General features: G+C 68.0%; 15 protein-coding genes. 7 read left to right on the top strand and 8 right to left on the bottom strand.

The window, feature by feature from the left end; genetic code table 11:
* From DVT68_RS10835 to def, 4 genes are all read right to left on the bottom strand, one after another.
* On the bottom strand, positions 1 to 1,731 hold the full coding sequence (locus tag DVT68_RS10835; protein WP_114825069.1) for an ArnT family glycosyltransferase: 1,731 nt from the start codon (positions 1,729 to 1,731) through the stop codon (positions 1 to 3).
* An 89-nt stretch (positions 1,732 to 1,820) separates the two neighbouring features.
* Complete coding sequence (gene rsmB, locus DVT68_RS10830; protein ID WP_114825068.1) at positions 1,821 to 3,116, bottom strand: 16S rRNA (cytosine(967)-C(5))-methyltransferase RsmB; 1,296 nt, start codon at positions 3,114 to 3,116, stop codon at positions 1,821 to 1,823.
* Between the two features lie 207 nt (positions 3,117 to 3,323).
* A complete protein-coding gene (fmt, locus tag DVT68_RS10825) occupies positions 3,324 to 4,250 on the bottom strand; it encodes a methionyl-tRNA formyltransferase (protein ID WP_114825067.1) in 927 nt (308 codons plus the stop codon).
* Entirely contained in the window at positions 4,247 to 4,756 is a 510-nt protein-coding gene (gene def, locus DVT68_RS10820; protein WP_114825066.1) for a peptide deformylase, read from the bottom strand. The genes fmt and def overlap by 4 nt, the downstream gene beginning before the upstream one ends.
* A 188-nt stretch (positions 4,757 to 4,944) precedes the next feature.
* On the opposite strand from def, the gene DVT68_RS10815 reads away from it, so the two are divergent.
* The 6 genes from DVT68_RS10815 to purD all read left to right on the top strand — a co-directional run bounded on the left by DVT68_RS10815 (position 4,945) and on the right by purD (position 13,596).
* Positions 4,945 to 6,072 (top strand): LysM peptidoglycan-binding domain-containing protein, encoded by a 1,128-nt coding sequence (locus DVT68_RS10815; RefSeq protein WP_114825065.1) that lies wholly within the window; start codon positions 4,945 to 4,947, stop codon positions 6,070 to 6,072.
* 81 nt (positions 6,073 to 6,153) lie between these two features.
* The gene (dprA, locus tag DVT68_RS10810; protein ID WP_114825064.1) at positions 6,154 to 7,275 is read left to right on the top strand and encodes a DNA-processing protein DprA; all 1,122 of its coding nucleotides are present in this window, start codon (positions 6,154 to 6,156) and stop codon (positions 7,273 to 7,275) included.
* Positions 7,276 to 7,401: 126 nt separating this feature from the next.
* Positions 7,402 to 9,933: a DNA topoisomerase I gene (locus tag DVT68_RS10805; protein ID WP_114825063.1), complete on the top strand. Its 2,532-nt coding sequence runs from the start codon at positions 7,402 to 7,404 to the stop codon at positions 9,931 to 9,933.
* Complete coding sequence (gene tsaC / locus DVT68_RS10800) at positions 9,934 to 10,506, top strand: L-threonylcarbamoyladenylate synthase type 1 TsaC (protein ID WP_114825062.1); 573 nt, start codon at positions 9,934 to 9,936, stop codon at positions 10,504 to 10,506.
* A gap of 171 nt (positions 10,507 to 10,677) precedes the next feature.
* The gene (locus DVT68_RS10795) at positions 10,678 to 12,075 is read left to right on the top strand and encodes an AMP-binding protein (RefSeq protein ID WP_425477477.1); all 1,398 of its coding nucleotides are present in this window, start codon (positions 10,678 to 10,680) and stop codon (positions 12,073 to 12,075) included.
* 237 nt (positions 12,076 to 12,312) lie between these two features.
* Positions 12,313 to 13,596: a phosphoribosylamine--glycine ligase gene (gene purD, locus DVT68_RS10790; RefSeq protein WP_114825061.1), complete on the top strand. Its 1,284-nt coding sequence runs from the start codon at positions 12,313 to 12,315 to the stop codon at positions 13,594 to 13,596.
* A gap of 280 nt (positions 13,597 to 13,876) precedes the next feature.
* Here purD and DVT68_RS10785 read toward each other — a convergent pair whose 3' ends face one another.
* The 3 genes from DVT68_RS10785 to DVT68_RS10775 all read right to left on the bottom strand — a co-directional run bounded on the left by DVT68_RS10785 (position 13,877) and on the right by DVT68_RS10775 (position 15,611).
* Positions 13,877 to 14,362, bottom strand: a complete 486-nt coding sequence (locus DVT68_RS10785) for an SRPBCC family protein (protein ID WP_425477476.1) — start codon at positions 14,360 to 14,362, stop codon at positions 13,877 to 13,879.
* A 73-nt stretch (positions 14,363 to 14,435) separates the two neighbouring features.
* Positions 14,436 to 15,083: a dihydrofolate reductase family protein gene (locus DVT68_RS10780; protein ID WP_114825059.1), complete on the bottom strand. Its 648-nt coding sequence runs from the start codon at positions 15,081 to 15,083 to the stop codon at positions 14,436 to 14,438.
* Positions 15,084 to 15,134: 51 nt separating this feature from the next.
* Complete coding sequence (locus DVT68_RS10775) at positions 15,135 to 15,611, bottom strand: GNAT family N-acetyltransferase (RefSeq protein WP_114825058.1); 477 nt, start codon at positions 15,609 to 15,611, stop codon at positions 15,135 to 15,137.
* A 186-nt stretch (positions 15,612 to 15,797) separates the two neighbouring features.
* On the opposite strand from DVT68_RS10775, the gene DVT68_RS10770 reads away from it, so the two are divergent.
* On the top strand, positions 15,798 to 17,672 hold the full coding sequence (locus DVT68_RS10770; protein ID WP_114825057.1) for an MFS transporter: 1,875 nt from the start codon (positions 15,798 to 15,800) through the stop codon (positions 17,670 to 17,672).
* 25 nt (positions 17,673 to 17,697) lie between these two features.
* Here DVT68_RS10770 and DVT68_RS10765 read toward each other — a convergent pair whose 3' ends face one another.
* Positions 17,698 to 18,567 carry a cobalamin biosynthesis protein gene (locus tag DVT68_RS10765; RefSeq protein ID WP_114825056.1) on the bottom strand — a complete coding sequence of 290 codons (870 nt, stop codon included), beginning with the start codon at positions 18,565 to 18,567 and terminating at the stop codon, positions 17,698 to 17,700.
* Between the last annotated feature and the right edge of the window lie 73 nt (positions 18,568 to 18,640).

Raw genomic sequence — 18,640 nt, 5'->3', positions numbered from 1 at the left:
TCAGTCGTCCTGGGCTGCCGCCGGCAGCCGATCCACGCCTTCGTTCGGCAGGCATCCCGGGATCACGGCATCGGCCTTGAACATCCACCATTCGCGCCGATTGGCGTGGCCCAGCGCCACCGCCTTGCTGCGATCGACGCACTGGGCCAGCGCCGGATCGAGGGCGAACAGCCAGCGACGCGACGGGTCCTGCGCCTGCCAGGCCACCGCGGCGGCGTATTGGTCACGCCAGGGCCGGGTGAAGCCGAAATCGACCGCGGAGTGATCGAGCATCAACAGGTTCTGCTCCTTCCACGCGACCATGCCGAGCTGGTCACCGGGCGCGAGGTGCTCGCGGACCTCCTGCATCACGCCGGCCGCCGAGCTGGAGTCATTGAGGATGGGATAGGCCCAAAGGCTCCACACCACCCACATCACCGCCAGGCCAGCGGCCACGGCGGCGACGGCATGGCGCACGCGCAGGGCCGCCACCACCAGCAGCTGGCTGGCGCCGATGGTCACCATCATCAGCCACAGTGCGTGGCCGCCGTCCTCGAAACCACGCCCGCTCGCCAGTTCGGTGGTGAACCTCGGATGGGCAATCAGCGCCGCGCCGCCCACCAGCAGCATCGCCGCGCCCATCACGCCGATGAAGACCAGTCCGGCGATGCGCAGCCAGCGCTGCCTGAGCAGTTCGCCGAGATAAGGCGCCGTCACCAGCGCCAGCATCGGCAGCGCCGGCATGATGTAGACGTCGCGCTTGCCCCTGGGGATGGAGAAGAACACCAGCACCAGCACGATCCAGCTCAGCGGCAGGAGGATGCGCGCGTCCTTCGCCTTCAGTGCGCGCCACCAGCGCGGCAGTGTGCCGGGGTAGGTCAGCGACAGCGGCAGCCAGGTGAACAGGACGATGGGCACGTAGAACAGCGGCGAATGATGATGATCCCAGGAGTTGCCGTAGCGGCCCGCGGTCTGGTGGAACAGGATGTCGTTGACGTAGGCCGCGTAGGCCGGATCACCGGCATGCGCTTTGGCGCCGAGCAGCATGGGAACGAGCCACAGCGCAACGGCAACAAGCAGCGCGACCGGTCCCAGCAGCCATCGCCACCAGGCGCCCTCGCCCATGCGCGACACGCCTTGCCAGCGACCTAGTACGGCGACCAGGTAGGGCAGCACCAGCAGCAGCGCGAGCACACCCACGCCCTTGGTGATCACGCCCAGTCCGGCGGAGAAGCAGCCCAGCCAGTACGCGCGCCAGTTCGGCCCGTCCAGCATGTGCACCAGCAATCCCCAGTTGCCTGCGGTGAGGAAGAACATCACCAGCGGGTCGATCTGCGCGCGCTTGGTCTGGTAGACGAACTGGAAGGTGATCAGCAGCCCCGCGGCCGCGTACAGGCCCACCTGCCGGTTCCACAGCCGGCTCCCCAGGTCATACACCGCCAGCAGGCAGCCCAGCGCCGCCAGCAGGGAGGGCAGCAGGAAGGCGATGCGCCAGCTTCCAAGCCCCGTGTAGCTGGCCGCCTCCAGCCAGAACAGCATCGGCGGCTTGTCCGAATACAGCTCACTGCCACGGTGGGGAAACAGCCAGTCGCCGCTCTCCACCATGTGCTTGGCGACCAGGGTGAAACGCGGTTCGTCCGACGGCCAGGGATCGCGCAGGCCGATGCCGGCGCCGATCACCACCACGGCAATCAGGAGCAGCAGCCAGAACGTGCGGCGTTCCTGGACGGTGGCGGGAGCAGCAGCGGACATGCGAGGGTTCCGTGGGCTGGCGATGTCGCCGGCGACCGACCGGACGTCGCCGGGAAGCGACCGCCCGGGTGCGGCCAGCTACGTGGGCGTCAGGCCTTTTCGATCACGGCATAGTACATGCCGTCCAGATCGCCATCCCCCGGCAGGATCTGCCAGCCATGCGTCGCCGCTTGCCCTACCGGCAAGGTGACAGGGATGGAGCGTGCATCCACCTGCGTCGCCAGCCACTCGCCCACCACGGCCTCGTTCTCGGCGCGCAGCATCGAGCAGGTGATGTAGAGCAGCCGGCCACCCGGCGCCAGCAATGGCCACAGCGCCGCGAGGATGCGCCGCTGCTGCGCCACCAATGGCGCGATATCGCTCTCGCGCCGGTGCAGGCGCACGTCCGGGCGGCGGCGCAACACGCCGGTCGCCGAACAGGGCGCGTCGATCAGGATGCGGTCGAACGGCTTGCCGTCCCACCAGTCCTTGGGCTCGCCCGCATCGCCGATCGCTATCTGGGCCGACAGGCCGAGGCGTTCGAGATTCTGGCTGATGCGCGTGGCGCGCCTGGCGTCGAATTCCAGCGCGGTCAGGGCGATATCCGCGCGCTCGAGCAGGTGGCAGGCCTTGCCACCGGGGGCGGCGCAGGCGTCGAGCACGCGTTGGCCATCGCGGACTTCGGCCAGGTCGGCGGCGATCTGCGCTGCGCCGTCCTGCACGGCGAACTCACCGGCGGCGAAGCCCGGCATGCGCGTCACGTCGGCGCTGTGTGGCAGCACGATGCCGTCTTCCAGCCAGTCATGTGGCTCGGCCGTATAGCCGTCCAGGCGCAAGCGCTCGAGCAGCGCATCACGTTGGGCGCGACGCCGGTTCACCCGCAGCATCAGGGGCGGTTCGCGGTTGTCCGCGGCCATCACCGCATCGGCCTCGTCGGGCCAGTCACGCGCGATGGCCTTGGCCAGCCAGGCCGGATGGGCGTGGCGGGCCTGCGGCTTGGCATCCAGTGCGGCCAGCAGCTCGGTGCGCTCACGCTGCCAACGGCGAAGCACGGCATTGACCAGGCCCGCCAGCCGCGGGCGCTGCAGGGCGCGCGTGGCCTGCACGGTGGCGGCCACGGCGGCGTAGTCGGGTAGTTCGAGGATCTCCAGCTGCACCAGCCCCAGCACCAGCAGGGCATGCACGGCCGGCTCCTTCTGGCGCAGCGGCTTGTCCAGCAGCCGGTCCAGCGCCGGATCGAAACGCAGCCACCAGCGCGCTCCGTCGCTCAACAACGCCATCAGCAGCGCGCGGTCGCGAGAATCGGCGAGCTTCGGCGCGTAACGCTCCATCGCGTCGCGCAGCGAGGCGCCGCGCAGGGCGACGTCAGCAAGGGCCTGGGCAGCGAGGGCGCGGGTGTCTGTCATGGGGCAGAAAATAGTGGAGAGGAGTGAGAAGCGAGAGTAAAGGCGCCAGGCCTCACGCCCGTCATTCCGGCGAAAGCCGGAATCCAGTGGCGTTGGTGTGGGGTTGTCGCGATACCGCTTTGAACTGCTATCCAGCGCATTATGCGTTGCGGTCCAAGCCGGGTGTTCAAGTCACTGGATTCCGGCTTTCGCCGGAATGACGGTGTCTCAGCCGCCGCGCGTCTTTATGGCGTTGCAGTAATCCGCCGCCGTGATGCGCTTGCCGCCGGCGCGCTGAAGCGCTGTCACGCGCAACGCGCCCTCACCGCAGGCGATGTCGATGCCATCGCGGCTCATGCCAAGCACCGAGCCGGGCTCCGCGCCCTCGCGGCCATCGACGGCGCGAGCAGCCCAGACACGCAGGGTTTCGCCGCCCACCTCGCCCTCGGCCACCGGCCACGGATCAAACGCGCGCACCTGGCGCTCCAGTTCGATTGCCGGGCGACTGAAATCCAGTCGCGCCTCGGCCTTGTCCAGCTTGTGGGCGTACGTGACGCCTTCGTCCGGCTGCGGACGCGCCACCATCGATTCGCCGGCCATCACCCGGGCCAGCCCTTCGGCGAGCACCTCTGCGCCAAGCGCGGCGAGGCGGTCGTGCAGCGAGCCGCCGGTGTCCTCGCGCGAGATCGGCGTGCGGCGTTCGAGCAACACGGGGCCGGTGTCCAGGCCCGCTTCCATCTGCATCAGGTCGACCCCGCTCTCGGCATCGCCGGCGAGGATCGCGCGCTGGATCGGCGCCGCGCCGCGCCAGCGCGGCAGCAGGCTGGCGTGCACGTTCCAGCAGCCCAGCCGGGGAATCGCCAGCACCTTGCGCGGCAGGATCAGGCCATAGGCCACCACCACCATCAGGTCCGGCGCGTAGGACGCCAGCGTGGTCCGCGCCAGTTCGGACTTCAGCGATTCAGGCTGCTCGACCGGGATGCCGGCTGCCAGCGCGGCCTGCTTGACCGGGCTGGGGGTCAGCTTGCGGCCACGGCCGGCAGGACGGTCCGGCTGGGTATAGACGGCCACGACCTCGGCGCCGCTGGCGCGGCAGGCTTCGAGGCAGGGTACGGAAAATTCGGGGGTGCCCGCGAAAACGACGCGGAGCTTCAAGCGCTGGCCGCCTGCTTGCGCTGCTTTTCCAGGCGCTTGAGCAGCATGGAACGCTTCAGCGGGGACAGGTAGTCGACGAAGACCTTGCCGGCCAGATGGTCCATCTCGTGCTGGATGCACACGGCGAGCGGGCCCTCGAAGTCCATCACGACCTCGTTGCCATCCACGTCGTTGGCCTTCACCTTTACCTTGAGGGCGCGGGTGACGTCGGCATAGATGCCCGGGAAGGACAGGCAGCCTTCCTGATAGACCTGGTCGCCATCCTTGGACAGGATCTGCGCATTGATCAGCACCAGCGGCTGGTCGCGCTCCTCGCTCATGTCGGCCACCAGCACCTGCTGATGCACGTTGACCTGGGTCGCGGCCAGGCCCACGCCGTTGGCGGCGTACATGGTCTCGAACATGTCGGCCACGAACTGCTTGAGTTCGGCGTCGAAAACGCGCACGGGCTCGGCCCTGGTGCGCAGGCGGGGGTCGGGAAATTCGAGGATGGTCAAGACGGACATGGGCTCACCTTTGCGCTCAAAGTGCGGGCGAATCGGTGAAAAACCAAGCCCGGGCGCATCTAGAATGCGGCTTATTGTACGCCGCCAAGCCCGTGTCTGGCATGCCGTTTTGCCAACTGGTCACGGTTGCGTGAACAAGTTGTTCGGTTACACTCGCCCGAGCGTCGGGGGATGGGGGATTCCCGTTTATGATCAGAAAGTCCATTGGGCTGCTGGCCGGCATGCTGGTCACGGTGGCCGTTTATGCTGCGGGCGCGCAACTGCGTGCCGATCACCCCGATACCTATACGGTGAAAAAGGGCGACACGCTCTGGGCGATTTCCGCACGCTTCCTTTCCAAGCCGTGGCTGTGGCCGGAAATCTGGCAGGCCAACCCGCAGGTGCAGAACCCGCACCTGATTTTCCCGGGTGACGTGCTCAACCTGTCCTTCATCAACGGTCCCCACGTCGGCCTGCAGCCGCGTGTGCACAGTGAGGAAGCGGCGGTTCCCGCCATTCCGCTGGATGCCGTGCGCACCTTCCTGAAGGAAATGCGCGTGCTCAACACGCGGGACGTCGAGCACCTGCCGTACGTGGTGGGCTTCGAGGAGGCCGACCTGCGCGGCACCGTCGGCAAGAACGTCTACGTGCGCAACTTGCACGCCGACCCTGGCCAGCGCTTCGCGATCGTGCGTCCGACCCACACCTTCCGCAATTTCAATGGCGGCAAGGGCCGCGACAACGGCGCCGACCTGCTGGCCCGTCCGCTGGACAGCGACGTGTCGATGGTCCGCACGCCGTGGCTCGAGGAGTCCCGCTTCGACGACCACTTCGGTCGCGGCGAGGACATCGGCACCGAGGTCAGCGTGATCGGCACTGCCGAGGTGCTGCGCACCGGCGACCCGACCACCCTGCTGCTGCTCGACTCCACCATGGAGATCCGCAAGGGTGATCGCATCGTGGCGATCGACGAGAAGCCCTACGACCCGTACTTCTACCCGCATGCGCCCAAGTCGCTGCCGGGCAATGCGCGCGTGATCGCCTTCGCCGACGCCTACGATGCGGTGGGCCCGCATCAGGTGGTGGCGCTGAACATCGGCTCGCAGGACGGCGTCGAGAACGGCCAGACCTATTCGATCTACCAGCCGGGCGAGGAAATCCCCGATGACGTGGCCAGCAACAGCTGGAACCGCGGCACCGGCCAGACCGTGACCCTGCCGCAGGAGTTCGTGGGCCACGTGATGGTGTTCCGCACCTTTGACCGGGTTGCCTACGGCCTGATCATGGATGGCATTCGTCCGGTGCATAAGCACGACAAGCTCGAACTGCCCGAATAAGCCCAGGCGGCTCGGGACGACACGACGGCGCGGTGTTCACCGCGCCGTTTTCGTTTGTGGCCATCCCTAGGCTTGGCGGCCATGACGACCCTCGAACCTTACCGCCCCTGGCTCGTGCTGCTGCGCACGCCAGCCCTGGGCCCCGGCGGGCTGCGCCGGGCGCTCGCCGCCCACGCCGACAGCGCCGACGCCGTCCTGGCCGCACTGCGCGCCCGCACCGACCTGCCCGAGCCGACCCGTCGCTGGCTGCAGCGGCCGGACGAGCGACGCCTGGACGATGACCTGGCGTGGCTGGCCCAGCCCGGACATCGCCTGCTGCTCTGCACCGACGAGGACTTCCCGCCGCTGCTGGAGGCCATGGCGCAGCCGCCGGCCGCGCTGTTCGTGGCCGGCGACGCCGGGCTGTTGCTGCACCCCCAGTTGGCCATCGTCGGGGCGCGCGCGGCCACCCTGAGCGGGCGGTGCATCGCGCGGGCGTTCGCCCAGGCGCTGGGCCATGCCGGCTTTGTGATCACCAGTGGCCTTGCCGATGGCATCGACGGCGCGGCCCATCAGGCGGCGCTCGACGCCGGACTGCCCACGGTGGCGGTGATCGGCACCGGGCCGGACCGGGTCTACCCGCGCAAGCACCGCGAACTGGCTCGCAAGGTGGTCGCGCATGGCGTCATGGTCAGCGAGTTTCCACCGGGCACAGCCGCCCGCAGCGACCACTTCCCGCGGCGCAACCGCATCCTCTCCGGGCTGGCGCTGGGCACGCTGGTGGTCGAGGCAGGGCTGAGCTCGGGCTCTCTCATCACCGCGAGATTGGCGGCGGAACAGGGGCGCGAGGTGTTCGCCTTGCCCGGTTCCATTCATAATCCGCTCGCCCAAGGTTGCCATCGGCTGATCCGCGATGGCGCGCGGCTGGTGGAAACCGCCGGTGAGATCGTGGAGGCGCTTGCGCCCGCCGCGGTCGCGCTGGGGCATGTGCTGGCCAGCCGGCTGGAGCACGCGGCGCCGTCTCAAGCAGGCCCGGACGCTGGGCTGGACCCGGCTGCACGGGCGCTGCTGGAGGCGCTTGGCCATGGCCCGATGGCGCTGGACGAACTGGCCGACTGTACTGGCCAGACTGTCGCCAGCCTGACGGCCACCTTGTTGGTGCTCGAAGTGGATGGCCTCGTGGAGCTCTTGCCTGGCAATCGCTACCAGCGCATTCAGGGCTGAGACAAAGACGTACCGCAACTCGTTTTCACATGGTCGAGCTTGACGCAATCAGGCCGGCATGCCTTTAACTAAATATAAGAGGCCGCCCCGGACGGGCCAGGCCATTGATGGCGGATACCGAGTTTCATGGCAAAAAACCTGCTTATCGTCGAGTCGCCGGCCAAGGCCAAGACGATCAACAAATACCTCGGCAAGGACTTCCAGGTCCTGGCCTCCTACGGTCACGTGCGTGACCTCAAGCCGAAGGAAGGCGCAGTTGACCCCGAGCACGGCTTTGCCATGGCCTACGAGGTGATCGACCGCAACGAGAAACACGTCGACGCCATCGCCAAGGCGGCCAAGGTGGCCGACGACATCTACCTCGCGACCGACTTGGATCGCGAAGGTGAAGCGATTTCCTGGCACATCAGCGAGATCCTCAAGGAGCGTGGCCTGACCAAGGGCAAGCAGCTCCATCGCGTGGTGTTCTCCGAGATCACGCCCAAGGCGATCAAGGCGGCCGTCGCGGCGCCGCGCGAGTTGTCGCTGGACATGGTCGATGCGCAGCAGGCGCGCCGCGCACTGGATTACCTGGTGGGCTTCAACCTCTCGCCGGTGCTGTGGCGCAAGGTGCAGCGCGGCCTGTCCGCCGGCCGCGTGCAGTCGCCGGCGCTGCGCATGATCGTCGAGCGCGAGGAAGAGATCGAAGCGTTCAAGGCGCGCGAGTACTGGACCGTCGAGGCCGCGCTGCGCCACGCAGAGGGCGACTTCAGCGCTCGTCTCACCAAGCTGCACGGCAAGAAGTTCGAGCAGTTCGATCTCACCAACGAACACGATGCGATGGCTGCGCGAGCTGCGCTCAAGGAGGCCGCGCACGGCCGCCTCACCGTCAGCGAAGTGGGCAGCAAGGAACGCAAGCGCCGCCCGGCGCCGCCGTTCACCACCTCCACGCTGCAGCAGGAAGCCGCGCGCAAGCTGGGCTTCTCCACCAGCCGCACCATGAAGGTCGCGCAGGGCCTGTACGAAGGCGTCTCGCTGGGCAGCGAGGGCAACGTCGGCCTCATCACCTACATGCGTACCGACTCGGTGGCGCTGTCCGAGGATGCCGTGGGCGAGCTGCGCGAGCTGATCGCGCGCGACTTCGGCCGCAAGGCGCTGCCGGATCATCCGCAGACCTACAAGGCCAAGTCCAAGAACGCGCAGGAAGCGCATGAGGCGGTTCGCCCGACCTCGGCCATGCGCACACCGCGGGAAGTGGCCTCGTACCTCAACGATGAGCAGCGCAAGCTGTACGAACTGATCTGGAAGCGCACCGTCGCCTGCCAGATGATCCACGCCACGATGAACACGGTGTCGGTGGACTTCGACGTCAAGCACGTCGCCGGTGGCGACGCCGCGTTCCGTTCGACCGGCACGACCGTGATCGATCCGGGCTTCCTTGCCGTGTACGAAGAAGGTCGCGACCAGAAGAGCGCCGAGGATGACGACGAAGGCCGCCGCCTGCCGAAGCTGGAAGTCGGCGAGCAGGTCGCGCTGCACGACATCGTGGCCGACCAGCATTTCACCGAGCCGCCGCCGCGCTATTCCGAAGCGAGCCTGGTGAAGGCGCTGGAAGAGTTCGGCATCGGCCGTCCGTCCACCTACGCCAGCATCATCCAGGTGCTGCTCAACCGCGAATACGTGTTCCTCGACAGCCGCCGCTTCAAGCCCACCGACGTGGGCCGCGCGGTAAGCAAGTTCCTCACCTCGCACTTCACCCGCTACGTCGACTACGACTTCACCGCCAAGCTCGAGGACGAGCTGGACGCGGTGAGCCGCGGCGAAGAGGCCTGGGTGCCGCTGATGGAGCGCTTCTGGCAGCCGTTCAAGCAGCAGGTGGACGAGAAGACCGAAACGGTCGACCGCAGCGAAGCCACTGGCGCTCGTGAGCTGGGCACCGATCCCAAGAGCGGCAAGCCGGTCTCGGTGCGCCTGGGCCGCTACGGGCCGTACGCGCAAATCGGCGACAAGGACACGGACGAGAAGCTGCAGTTCGCCTCGCTGCGTCCCGGCCAGAGCATGCACACGATCACGCTGGAAGAGTCGCTGGAGCTGTTCAAGCTGCCGCGCAAGCTCGGCCAGGCCGAGAACGGCGACGAGGTGAGCGTGGGCGTGGGCCGATTCGGGCCGTTCGTGAAGCAGGGCAGCACCTATGCCTCGCTCAAGGCCGAGGATGACCCGTACACCATCGAGCTGCCGCGCGCCCTGCAGATCGTGCAGGAAAAGCTGGAGATGATCGCCAACCGCATCATCAAGGACTTCGGCAACGGCGTGCAGGTGCTCAACGGCCGCTTCGGCCCTTACATCACCGACGGCGAGAAGAACGCGCGCATCCCGAAGGACCAGGAGCCGAAGGAACTGACCGAGGCCCAGTGCATCGAGCTGCTCGCTGCCGCGCCGGTCAAGAAGGGGCGTGGCGCGTTCAAGAAGGCCGCCGCCAAGAAGGCGCCTGCCGAGAAGAAGCCGGCGGCGAAGAAGGCCACGGCCAAGACGGCGACCGCCAAGAAGACCGCGACGAAGAAGACGGCCACCAAGAAGGCTGCCGCCACCAAGACCGCGACCAAGAAGACGGCGGCCAAGAAGGCTCCGGCCAAGAAAGCCGCCGCGAAAAAGGCCACCAGCAAGAAGACGACCGCCTGAGTGGCGGTCCGCTTTACCCTTGATGAGCTTGATGCCGCCGCCGCGCTGCTGCGCCGCGGCGGCGTGATCGCCTATCCCACCGAGGCCGTCTTCGGTCTTGGCTGCGATCCGCATGACCGGGTCGCGTTCGAGCGGCTGTTCGCGCTCAAGCAGCGGCCGCCCACCCAGGGCGTGCTGCTGATCGCGGCGGAATTCGCCCAGGTGGAGCGCTACATCGACACGGTGGCCGTACCCGCCGAGGTGATGGCCCAGGTGCAGGCCAGCTGGCCCGGCCCCAACACATGGATTTTCCCCCGCTCGCCCGCGGTCCCCGAGTGGGTCGCCGGGGCGCACGCCGGCATCGCCCTGCGGGTCACCGCGCACGCACCGGCGGCGGCGCTGTGCCGCGCCTATGGCGGCGCGCTGGTGTCGACCAGCGCCAACCCCCACGGCGAGCCGCCGGCGCGCTCCGTGGCCACGCTTGAGACCTACTTCGGCGGGGCGCTGGACGGCCTGCTCGATGCCCCGCTCGGGGAGCTGGAGCGACCCACCGTCATCCGCGACGCCCTTTCCGGCGCTATCATCCGCGCCTGATCGACGCCGGAAAGCCAGCAGTGCTGGATCGGCTGGATGAACGGCTTCCACACGCCACGTGGCCCCGGTAGGGGCTGATTCAGTGGTTGCCCTGAGGATGGGGACCTCGCGGGCCATCGGTTTCCACCGTCCGTACGCCAATCCGGCGCCTGCCGGATCGCGTCGAATGCCATGCAGTTGTCGGAGAACAGCTTGTCCATCGTGTTTGAAAACTACCGGCAGGATCAGGCGGCCATCGGGCTGCCCTTGCTGGCGGCTGCCCAGGGGCAGCGCACGGTGGCCTGGCGCGACGGCGAGGCGATCAGCGCCGCCCGCTTCCTGACCCACGTGCAGGAGATCGCCGCGCAGCTGCCGCCGGCCGCCACCGCGGTGAACCTGTGCGAGGACCGCTACGCCTTCCTCGTGGCGTTCTGCGCCATCGCCCTGCGCGGCCAGGCCAACTTGCTGCCGTCCTCCCGTGCGCCCCAGGCCGTCGCCGAGGTGATGGCCGCACACCCGGGCTGCTACGCGCTGGGCGAAGCCCTGCCGGAAGTGCCGCCGGCGCACTTCCGCCACCTGCCGGGCCTGCTGGTGACCCCGGCGTCGGCGACCGATTTCGAGGTGCCCTTCATTCCGGCCGACCAGGTGGTGGCAGTGGGCTACACCTCCGGCTCCACCGGCGTGCCCAAGGGCAACGCCAAGACCTGGGCCAGTTTCAACGCCAGCACGGCCGGTAACCTGCGCATGCTGCATGCCGAAGTCGGCGCCGGGTTCGAGGTGGTGGCCACGGTGCCGCCGCAGCACATGTACGGCATGGAGATGTCGGTGCTGCTGCCGCTGCTCGATGCCGCCGGCGTGCATGCCGGCCGCCCCCTCTTTCCGGCCGACGTCGCCGCGGCGCTGGCCGAAGTGCCCGCGCCGCGCGTGCTGGTGACCACGCCGGTGCACCTGCGCGCACTGATCGAATCGGGCGTGGCGATGCCGCCGATCGCGGCGATCGTTTCGGCCACCGCGCCGATGCCGGTCGAGCTGGCGCAGGCCGCCGAGACCCGCTACGGCGCGCCGCTGCTGGAGGTGTTCGGCTCCACCGAAACCTGCGTAATCGCCAGCCGCCGCGCCGCAGCCGATGAGCCGTGGACGCTGTACGACGGCGTGCAGCTGCATCCGCAGCCCGACGGCACCCAGGTGCGGGCGCCGCAGCTCGAGCAGCCGATGACCTTGGCCGACATCGTCACCCTGCACGACGCCGGCCGCCGCTTCCGCCTGTGCGGGCGCCACTCCGACATGCTGGAGATCGCCGGCAAGCGCGCTTCGCTGGGCGACCTTACCCGCCGCCTGCAGGCCATCCCCGGCGTGCAGGATGGCGTCGTGTTCCAGCACGACGGCGGCGACGCCCTGGGCGTGCAACGCGTGGCGGCGCTGGCCGTGGCGCCCGGTCTGGACGAGCAGTCCATCGTTGAGGCGCTGCGCCGTGCGGTGGATCCGGTGTTCCTGCCGCGTCCGCTGAAGTTGGTCGAGGCTTTGCCGCGCAATGAGACGGGCAAGCTGCCTAGGGCGGCGTTGCTGGAGCTGCTGGACGCTCGGAGCTGAGCACTTCTTCCTCTCCCCTTCGGGGAGAGGATTGAGGTGAGGGGTGGGTGCTCGCGAGAGTGCTTCCACAAGGCGTCGCTTAATGGCCACCGAGGCAAGCCTGACCCCTCACCCCAGCCCTCTCCCCAGAGGGGAGAGGGAGCTAAGGGCCATGTTGCGCTGCGCAAGCGGGGCCGGGGCCTTTACAATGACCAGCTGCGCCGTCCCCGGCGCCATTCCCTGGCAGTTGGAGTTCTCATGAAAGTCCTGGTCATCGGCAGCGGCGGGCGCGAACACGCGCTGGCGTGGAAGCTCAAGCAGTCCCCGCGCGTGAGCGAAGTGATCGTGGCGCCCGGCAACGCCGGTACCGCGCACGAGAAGGGTGTGCGCAACGCGGACGTGGCCGTCACCGACATCGAGGGCCTGCTCAAGCTGGCCAAGGCCGAGAAGATCGAGCTGACCGTGGTCGGTCCCGAGGTGCCGCTGGTGGCGGGTGTGGTCGACAAGTTCCGCGCCGCCGGCCTGCGCTGCTTCGGCCCGCGCGCCGTGGCCGCCCAGTTGGAAGGCTCCAAGGCCTTCGCCAAGGACTTCCTGCATCGCCACAACATCCCCACCGCGCACTACGCGGTGTTCACCGAGCTCAATCCCGCGCTGGCGTACGTGCGCAAGCACGGCGCGCCGATCGTCATCAAGGCTGACGGCCTGGCGGCCGGCAAGGGCGTGGTGGTCGCGCTCACCCAGGCGGATGCGGAGCAGGCGCTGCACGACATGCTCGGCGCGCATCAGTTCGGCGACGCCTCGGCACGCGTGGTGATCGAGGAATTCCTCGACGGCGAAGAAGCCAGCTACATCGTCATGAGCGATGGCCAACACGCGCTGCCGATGGCCAGCAGCCAGGACCACAAGCGCCGCGACGAGGGCGACCTCGGCCCCAACACCGGCGGCATGGGCGCGTACTCGCCCGCGCCGGTGGTCACGCCGGAAGTTGAAAAGCGCATCCTCAAGGAAGTCATCGAGCCCACCCTGCGCGGTATGGCGATGGAGGGCGCGCCCTTCATCGGCTTCCTCTACGCCGGCCTGATGATCGACAAGAGCGGCGCGCCCAAGGTCATCGAGTTCAACGTGCGCTTCGGTGATCCGGAAACACAGCCGATCATGCTGCGCCTGAAGTCCGACCTGGTCGACCTGATCGAGGCGGCGCTCGATGGCGAGCTGCACCACACGCACGCGCACTGGGACCCGCGCCCATCGCTCGGCGTGGTGGTGGCGGCGGGCGGCTATCCGGGCAAGGTGCGCAGCGGCGACATGATCACCGGCCTGGACCGTGACTTCGGCCCGGACGTGAAGGTGTTCCACGCCGGCACCCAGCAAGACGCGCAAGGCCGCGCGGTGACCGCGGGCGGTCGCGTGCTGACCGTGTGCGCGCTCGGCAAGGACATTGCCGCCGCCCGCGAGCACGCCTATGCCGCGGTCAGCCTGGTCCATTTCGATGGCGCCTTTTGCCGACGCGATATCGCCCATCGCGCGCTGCATCGCGGCTGATTCAGGCCAGCGCTGCGACGTCCGCCAAGCCCCGGCCACGCCGGGGTTCTGGCTAATGGCCCACGCGCAGGGGTGCGTCCTGTGCGCGACCCCAAGATTCGTCCTCAACACCCGAAGGCGTGGCCCTGACTGCGGCCATTCCCACTGCCTGGCCATTGCATCGAATCCGCGCAACACCTCATCGAAGCGCCGCTGCGTGCAACCCACGCGAGACTCGCTGCAACGGCGATGCTGATGCGCGCATTGCGCGTCCAGGACGAGGCGATCATCTCTCTTGTCGTTATTGCGGAATATTGGGCTCGACCAGTCTCGCCAGATTGTCCAGCGACTCCTGCCAGCCAAGATGGCAGCCGTCCGCCGGGATCACGCCGGGCACGCCTTCCTGCACCACATGCAGCGCCGTACCGCAGGACACCTTCTGCAGGGTGACCGTGGTGTGCATCTCGCCGGGCAGGTTGGGGTCGTCGAACCTCGCCGTGTAATGGATGAATTCGTGCGGCCGCAGTTCGGCGTAGACGCCGCCGAACGTGTGGCTGTTCATGGTGGTGAAGTTGGTGAACGACATCCGGTAACTGCCACCGACGCGTGCGTCCAGCTGGTACACCCGGCCGGTGAATCCATTCGGAGGTAGCCAGCGCGCCATGGCCTCCGGGTCGAGGAAGGCGCGGTAGACCTTCTCCGGTGGCGCGCGAAGCACGCGATGCAGCGCGATGGTGTGCGTGGTCACGAGTTTGACTCCCGAGGTTGGCTTGAGAGGCTGCGCCAATCGCTTCGTGGCGCTGCATTTAACCGACGAACGATTGGTCGAACTTTCGACAGCAGGATCGGCTCCGCGTCATTCACGTCTGCTTTTGCAGGAACACATGAGTGGCGCGCTCGCCGGCGATGGTGTCGACGCAGGTGTAGCCCAGCGCGCGCCAGTCCAAGCCCTGGAACAGGGCCTCTCCACTGCCAAGCAGGATCGGCCGCACGGCGAGGTGCAGCTCGTCGATCAGGCGCTCGCGCAGAAATTGCCTCACCGTGTCGACACCACCACCGATGCGCACGTCGCGCCCGCCGGCTGCCGCCCTGGCCTGCGCGAGCGCGGCATGGATCCCCTCGGTGACGAAATGGAAGGTCGTGCCGCCCTTCATCACCAGCGGCGAGCGCGCATGGTGCGTGAGCACGAACACCGGCGTGTGGTAGGGAGGCTCCTCGCCCCACCAGCCCTTCCACTGATCGTCGGGCCAGGGGCCGCGCACCGGCCCGAACATGTTGCGACCCAGGATCCACGCGCCGATGCCTGCAAATCCCCGCACCACCATCGCATTGTCGGTGCCGGTTTCGCCGCCCTCGCCGCCCTGCAGGGTTTGCCACAGGCGGGTATGGAAGAACCATTCCATCAACTCCGGTCCGTTCACGCCCAGCGGGTGTTCCAGATCCTGCGCGGGGCCGGCGCCAAAGCCGTCGAGGGAGACTGAAAAACTCTGCACGCGGAGCTTGGACATGATGACCTCTCCAGGTGATGCGTTTGCGTCGGCCTTTGTGGGTGTCGGGCCTCAGGCGGCCAGCCGCAGCGCAAAGAAGCGCGTGCCCGGCAGGTGATTCGTGTTGTAGGGAGGAATCTCGACGAAGCCCAGCCGCTCGTACAGCGCCTGCGCCGCGGCCATGCTCGCCAGGGTATCCAGGCGCAGCTCGTGATAACCCGCGTCGCGTGCACGCTCGATGATGGCCGCAATCAGCTCTTCGCCGAGGCCAAGCCGCCGGTAAACCGGGCGAACGTACAGCCGCTTCATCTCGCCGATGTGTTCATCGAATGGTCGCAGCGCGGCGCAGCCGGCCAGCACGCCACCGACCTCGGCGACGAGCAGCGCGCCGTAAGGTGGCGTGTACGCGCCGGGCAGGCCTTCGAGTTCGGCCGAGAAGCCCTGGTATTCCAGATCGGTGCCGATGGCCCGCGCGTACTCGACAAAGAGCTCGCGAATGCCGTCAACCGGTTCCAAAGCCGTGACCTGTCTCAAGGCGATCATGGTCATCTTCCTGGCCAGCACAACAAGCGCCCAGCTTAGCTGGCGCGAATGACCGCTTTCATCCCTGCCCCACGCGGGGCGCTGGCGTGGCGTTCATCCGGCGGGCGCTGTCTGCAACAAGCAACCAAGCATCGCCATGTGACTGCAGCGGAATCGCGCTAGGCTTGTCGCGATCCACCACCAAGACCGCGCATGAGCCAATTCAACCTGCTCGGAAGTCGCCGCTTCGCACCGTTCTTCTGGACGCAGGCGATGGGCGCGTTCAACGACAATGCGTTCCGCAATGCGATGGTGATGCTGGTGGCGTTCCAGATGGGGCTGGATGACCACACTGTCTCGCTCTACACCAACCTGGCGCCGGCGCTGTTCATCCTGCCCTACTTCCTGTTTTCGGCCACCGCCGGCCAGCTGGCGGAGAAGTACGAGAAGTCGCGCATCATCCGCTATGTGAAGCTGTTCGAGATCGCGGCGATGCTGGTGGCGGCCATCGGCTTCTACACCCACCACACCACGCTGCTGCTGGTGGTGCTGTTCCTGATGGGCATGCACTCGACCACGTTCGGCCCGATCAAATACGCCATCCTCCCGCAGATGCTGAAGCCGGAGGAGCTGGTCGGCGGCAATGGCATGGTGGAGATGGGTACCCAGCTGGCCATGCTGATCGGCATGATCGCCGGCAACTCGCTGATGCTGATCGCGGGCTTCGGGCCGCTCGCCGCATCCACGCTGACCATTGCCGTTGCGGTGCTCGGCTACCTCACGAGCCGCCGCATCCCTCCCGCGCCGGCGACCGCGCCGGAGCTGGTGTTCAACTGGAACCCGGTCACCGAAACCGCACGCGTGCTCGGCATCACGCGCGAGGATCGCGGTGTCTTCAACGCCGTGCTCGGCATCTCCTGGTTCTGGTTCTTCGGCACCGTGCTGGTGGCGCAGTTGCCCAACTACACCCGCTCCAACCTGGGTGGTGACGGTTCGGTCAACACGCTGGTGCTGACGCTGTTCTCGATCGGCACTGGCGTCGGCGCGCTGCTGTGCGAACGCATGTCGGGGCGGCGCGTCGAAGTGGGCCTGGTGCCGCTGGGCGCCTTCGGCCTGACCGCCTTCGGCGTCGACCTGTATTTCGCCCACCCCGGACTGGCCACGATGCACGGCCTGGACTGGCGCAGCTTCCTCCACGGCGCCGGCTGCTGGCGCGTGGTGATGGACCTGACCCTGATCGGCGTGTTCAGCGGCTTCTACGTGGTGCCCCTGTTCGCCTATGTGCAGGCGCGCACGCCGCGCAGCAAGCTGTCGCGCGTGATCGCCGGCAACAACATCCTCAACGCCTTGCTGATCTGCCTGGCCTCCGGCTTCGGCCTGGCGCTGGGCGCGCTCGGCCTCACGGCGGTGCAGATCTTCCTCGCCGCCGCGCTGCTCAACGTGGTGGTGGCGGCTTACATCTTCACCCTCGTGCCCGAATTCCTGATGCGCTTCATCACCTGGGTGCTGGTCAACACCTTGTACCGGGTGCGCGTCGACGGGCTTGAGCAGATTCCCGAGGAAGGCCCGGCGCTGCTGGTGTGCAACCACGTCAGCTTCATGGACCCGCTGGTGCTGATGGCTAACCTGCGGCGGCCCGCGCGCTTCGTCATGTACTACAAGATCTTCAACATCCCGCTGCTGAAGTTCGTATTCCGCACCGCCAAGGCCATCCCCATCGCCGGGCACAAGGAAGATCCCGCGGTGCTGGAGCGTGCGTTCGAGGAAGTGGATGCCGCGCTGGCGGACGGCGAACTGGTGTGCATCTTTCCTGAGGGCGGGCTGACGCGCGATGGCGACATCGCGCCGTTCCGCCCCGGCGTGGCGCGCATCCTCGAGCACCGCCCGGTGCCGGTGGTGCCGCTGGCGCTGCGCGGTTTGTGGGGCAGCGTGTGGAGCCGGCGCGATTCGATGCTGCACCGTGCGCGCCTGCCGCGCCGCTTCCGCGCACGGGTCGAACTGGTGGCAGGCGCCCCGCTCGCGCCCACGGACGCCGAACTGCCCACGCTGGAGGCGCGGGTGAGGGAGTTGCGCGGGGACTTTGCGTGAGGCGGTGAGGAGTGGCGCGAAACGCTTACGCCATCCATCCGGCCAACACGATCACCGCCACCACGCTGAGCCATGCCAGCAGGGCGCGCAGCAGGGCGCTCCGCAGGCGGATCAGCTCGCCCAGCGTGTCGGTCCGTTCTTCGGCGTAGCCATCACCGGCCTCGATGTCGACTTCGACGTCAGCACGCGCGGCGGCGCCGAGGAAGCCCGGGCCCTCCACGTACCAGCTGTTCGGCGACTGCTGCTGGTGCCAGCGCTTCCACGCGCCGATCACCGCATCCCAGTGGCCGACCAGCGCGAGGGTGAACACCAGCAGCTGCGCCGGCAGCCAGTCGGCGACGTTGGCGAAGGCATGCGCGGAGCCGCGCGCCTTGGCGTCCAGCCGCAGGCTGGGGTCGCGGCCCAGCGTCTGCGCCAGGCGATACAACAGGGCGCCGGCCGGGCCCAGCAGGAAGAACCACAGCAGCACGCCGAAGCGACGACGCAGCGCGGCATAGGCGGTGGCCTCGCCCACGGCGATGGCGTTCCAGCTCACTTTCTCGCCGTCGTCGGACAGCGCCTGCGCGGCCGCTTCGCGCGCCGGCTGGTCGGGCGCCTTGATGATCGCTTCCAGGTCAGCCTCGTAGGCGTGCGGACCAAAGCAATACAGCAGCACGACCAGCGAGAAGACCAGGCGCCACAGTTCGCTGCCGGGCAGCAGGCCGATCAGTCCCACCGCCAGCAGGCACAACACCGAGGGGACGCCCAGCGTCACCGCCACGCGGGCAGGGCCGCTGGTATCGCCCAGTTGCGCCACCCAGCGACGGAACCCGCCATCGCCACGCCAATGCGCCAGCTGTGGGGCCATGTGGAGCAGGCCGAGGGCGATAAGGGCGGTTAGCAGGCTGACAGCCATGAATGCGGATCTCCCGGTCGTTGAGCGCATTGTAGGGCAAGGGCCATGACCGCTTGTGCGGCCGCCTGCCAGG

The sequence above is a fragment of the Dyella solisilvae genome (assembly GCF_003351225.1).
GTDB classification, from domain to species: domain Bacteria; phylum Pseudomonadota; class Gammaproteobacteria; order Xanthomonadales; family Rhodanobacteraceae; genus Dyella; species Dyella solisilvae.
The sequence above is the reverse complement of the archived record's forward strand: the minus strand, read 5'-3'. Positions and strand labels throughout refer to the sequence as shown.